This is a genomic window from Lentilactobacillus sp. TOM.63, from assembly GCF_030361045.1.
Taxonomy (GTDB): Bacteria; Bacillota; Bacilli; order Lactobacillales; family Lactobacillaceae; genus Lentilactobacillus; species Lentilactobacillus dabitei.
This window is the reverse complement of sequence record NZ_JAUCAP010000132.1, coordinates 1-3,498: the sequence shown is the minus strand read 5'-3', so window position 1 is coordinate 3,498 and position 3,498 is coordinate 1. Positions and strand designations below refer to the sequence as shown.

Genomic DNA, 3,498 nt, shown 5'->3' with positions numbered 1-3,498 from the left:
AATACCGGATTCACAACGACCAGTTATGTGCCTAAAAATTATTAAATATTATCTCCAACTATTGGGGTTCACTTCAATTTTGGAATAGTTGGTTCTTTTCGTTAAATTCTGGGATCAGCCGTTTGGCGCAGCTTTTATCCAAGTGACTACAGCGATCCAAACGAATAATGACGGATTGGAAATTAATATATGCCCCAACTTTTTTGGTTCCAAAAAAACGATTTGATTGGCATGTTGACGATGCCTTATCAGCTGACCAAAACACCAGTTTCCTAAAATCCAGCCAACTTCATCACAATAATATTTCACAAACTTTCAATTTCATCTATAATGACATCAAGAGTAAATAATGATCGGAGTTGATTTTCATGGCCGATGGATACGAATATCCATTGATCGATGGATTAGATGTGGATGAAGTCATCATCGTTGTGGGATTCTTCCAAAAAGTGGAGGAAGCTTATGAACAGCGGGGTGGTGTTGATCGAGCTGAGTTGATGAAGGCCTACAATGGTTTTCGGGCAACATTGCCGGCCCAGATGGAACAGAAGCAATTGGAAAAAGAATTTTTGAAACGCTCCGGATATGATGCCTATGCCGTGGTTAAAAAGGCCAAGGCATCAGAAATTAAGACTGTAAAAATGGATGGCGCAAACAATGGACGTTAGTGAAATTAAAAGAATAGATAAAACGGTTAAGAGTTGGTTAAAGGAGTCGCGGGACAACGTTCTCAGAAAAATCGATACCAGGTTGACCGTAGATACCAAGACAAGCAGAACGGACTTAGTGACCAATATTGATAAACAAAACGAAAAATTCATCGTTGGCCAAATTCGGGCGTTTGATCCAGACGCCAAAATTTTAGGTGAAGAAGGTTCCGGTGACGATGTGCAATCGACTCGCGGCCATGTCTGGATAGTAGACCCGATTGATGGTACCATGAATTTTGTCAAGCAACGGAATCACTTTGCCATTATGATTGCCTTGTACGTGGATGGCAAGGGCGTCTTAGGCTATATTTTAGACGTGATGGGGAACCGATTATTATCAGGTGGCCCTTCAATTGGCGTGTCTGATAATGGTCAGCCTTTGGTTAAAGTTGCGGATACCCCATTGCGCGAAGGCTTGGTGGGGTTAAGTGGTCCCATGGTCCTGCATAATGATTACAATATGGTCGATATTGCCAATCAATCATTAGGGATGCGGGTGTATGGCAGTGCTGGGATTGATATTATTTCTGTCCTGAGAGGTGAACTGGTTGGCTATATTTCATACCTGAAACCATGGGATTTCGGTGCTGGTCGGATATTGTGTGAAGCCGTTGGCATTAAGGTAACCACTGTTGACGGGCAACCCTTAGATGTGTTATCATCAACCACGGTATTGTTAGCAACACGAAAGGCACATCGAGACATTCTTACAATTGTAGGTCAATAGTCATACTGTGACGGTTGTCACAGTTTTTTTATGCCAATAGATTAAGATGTGTATCATTCGGTAACGTTTTATAATGAAGGGAAGCAAACGACTTGGATACAAAACTAAAAACACGTGACGACATTCGTAACATCGCAATTATTGCCCACGTTGACCACGGTAAGACAACCTTGGTTAACGAACTATTGAAACAATCAGATACTTTGGATCAACATGTCCAGATTGAGGATCGTGCCCTTGACTCTAATGCAATCGAAAGAGAACGAGGCATCACGATTCTTTCTAAGAACACTGCTGTTAAGTATGGTGATAAGCAAATTAATATTTTGGATACACCAGGGCATGCTGATTTCGGTGGTGAAGTTGAGCGGATCATGCGAATGGTTGACGGTTGTTTACTAGTCGTTGATGCTTTCGAAGGAACCATGCCACAAACTCGATTTGTTCTTAAAAAGGCATTGGAACAACATTTAACACCAATTGTTGTGATTAATAAAGTCGATCGTGAGGGTGCTCGTCCTGAAGAAGTTGTGGATGAAGTTCTTGATCTCTTTATCGAATTAGGTGCTGATGAAGAACAATTGGACTTCCCAGTTGTTTATGCTTCAGCTATGAACGGAACATCAAGTTATGATTCCGACATCAGCAAGCAGGAACACACGATGAAGCCAATTTTCGACACCATCATCAAAAACATTCCGGCTCCAATTGATAATTCAGACGAACCATTACAATTCCAAGTTGCAATGCTTGATTATAATGATTTCGTTGGCCGAATTGGGATTGGCCGAATTTTCCGGGGAACTATCAGAGTGGGAGATAACGTTACTGTTATGAAGCTTGATGGTTCTAAGCAAAACTTCCGGGTAACTAAGTTAATGGGATTCTTTGGCCTTAAGAAAGAAGACATTCAAGAAGCCAAGGCTGGTGATTTAATTGCCGTTTCCGGGATGGAAGATATTAACGTTGGTGAAACGGTTGTTGATCCAAAGACACCAGAACCACTTCCAATTCTGAGAATCGATGCACCAACCCTGCAAATGACATTTGGAACCAATACTTCACCATTTGCTGGCCAAGATGGTAAGTTTGTGACTGCCCGTCAATTGGAAGACCGATTGAAGCGTGAATTGCATACCGATGTATCACTTCGAGTTGAAGATACTGATAATCCTGGTTCATGGACTGTTTCTGGTCGTGGTGAACTTCATTTGTCAATCTTGATCGAAACGTTACGTCGTGAAGGCTTCGAATTACAAGCTTCTCGTCCAGAAGTTATCTATCGAGAAGTTGATGGCCAAATGTGCGAACCATTCGAGTCCGTTCAAATTGATACGCCTGACGAATATACCGGTTCAATTATCGATACCCTTTCACAACGTAAGGGTGAGATGCAGAACATGGAAACAACTGATAATGGCCAAACCCGGTTGACATTCTTGGCACCTTCTCGTGGCTTGATTGGTTATTCAACTGAATTCCTATCAATGACTCGTGGTTATGGTATCTTGAACCATACTTTTGAAAAGTACATGCCAGTTATTAAGGGTTGGAACCCTGGTCGTAAGAAGGGAACCCTTGTTTCAATGAACGCCGGTAAAGCTACTACCTATGCAATGATGGGGATTGAAAGCCGAGGTACTTTATTGATCGATCCAGGTACAGAAGTGTACGAAGGAATGATCGTTGGTGAAAATAACCGTGAAAATGATATTACGGTTAACATCACCAAAGGTAAGAACTTGACTAACGTTCGGGCTGCCGGATCTGATGATATGGCGCGGATTAAGACACCAACTCATTTAAGCCTTGAAGAATCTTTGGAATTCTTGAACGAGGATGAATTGTGTGAAGTAACGCCTCACCATATTCGTTTGCGGAAAAAGATTTTGAACTCTAGTTCTCGTGAAAAAGAAGCTAAGAGAAGAAAGCACAGCTAAGATAAATTTAATAAAACCTTTTCAACTAAGAGGATCAGGTAACCTTGAGGTGTACCCCAAAAGTTAAAGTAAATATTTGCTTGTCTTTCCTAGGCGGCACGGAGTCGATAGCTTATCGGCG

Annotated in this window: 3 protein-coding genes; all 3 read left to right on the top strand. The window is 41.7% G+C overall.

Going from position 1 to position 3,498, the window contains the following annotated elements; genetic code table 11:
* Positions 1-368 precede the first annotated feature (368 nt).
* The 3 genes from QUF07_RS13485 to typA all read left to right on the top strand — a co-directional run bounded on the left by QUF07_RS13485 (position 369) and on the right by typA (position 3,377).
* Positions 369-668, top strand: coding sequence for a UPF0223 family protein (locus QUF07_RS13485; protein ID WP_217161596.1), 300 nt, complete (start codon positions 369-371; stop codon positions 666-668).
* Entirely contained in the window at positions 658-1,437 is a 780-nt protein-coding gene (locus QUF07_RS13480) for an inositol monophosphatase family protein (protein ID WP_289427936.1), read from the top strand. Before QUF07_RS13485 ends, QUF07_RS13480 begins: the two co-directional genes overlap by 11 nt.
* Positions 1,438-1,529: 92 nt before the next feature.
* The gene (typA, locus tag QUF07_RS13475) at positions 1,530-3,377 is read left to right on the top strand and encodes a translational GTPase TypA (protein ID WP_217161592.1); all 1,848 of its coding nucleotides are present in this window, start codon (positions 1,530-1,532) and stop codon (positions 3,375-3,377) included.
* Positions 3,378-3,498: the final 121 nt, after the last annotated feature.